This window comes from Shigella sp. FC1967, from assembly GCF_001743005.1.
Taxonomy (GTDB): Bacteria; Pseudomonadota; Gammaproteobacteria; order Enterobacterales; family Enterobacteriaceae; genus Proteus.
Genome location: NZ_MIIZ01000072.1, coordinates 1 through 301, shown reverse-complemented (window position 1 = coordinate 301; position 301 = coordinate 1). Strand labels below are relative to the sequence as shown.

Below are 301 nucleotides of genomic sequence, written 5' to 3'. Positions count from 1 at the left end.
TCGCCTTTCCCTCACGGTACTGGTTCACTATCGGTCAATCAGGAGTATTTAGCCTTGGAGGATGGTCCCCCCATATTCAGACAGGATAACACGTGTCCCCGCCCTACTCGTCGAGTTCACAATAACAGCATCTTCGGATACGGGGCTATCACCCTTTACTGCCGGACTTTCCAGACCGTTCTCCTGATGCTGCCATTGATTAAGACTCTGGGCTGTTCCCCGTTCGCTCGCCGCTACTAGGGGAATCTCGGTTGATTTCTTTTCCTCGGGGTACTGAGATGTTTCAGTTCTCCCGGTTCGC

1 rRNA gene is annotated in these 301 nt (G+C 52.8%); it reads right to left on the bottom strand.

From position 1 onward, the window contains the following. Window positions 1-301: ribosomal RNA gene (locus BHE89_RS00575) — 23S ribosomal RNA — on the bottom strand; the annotation flags it as partial.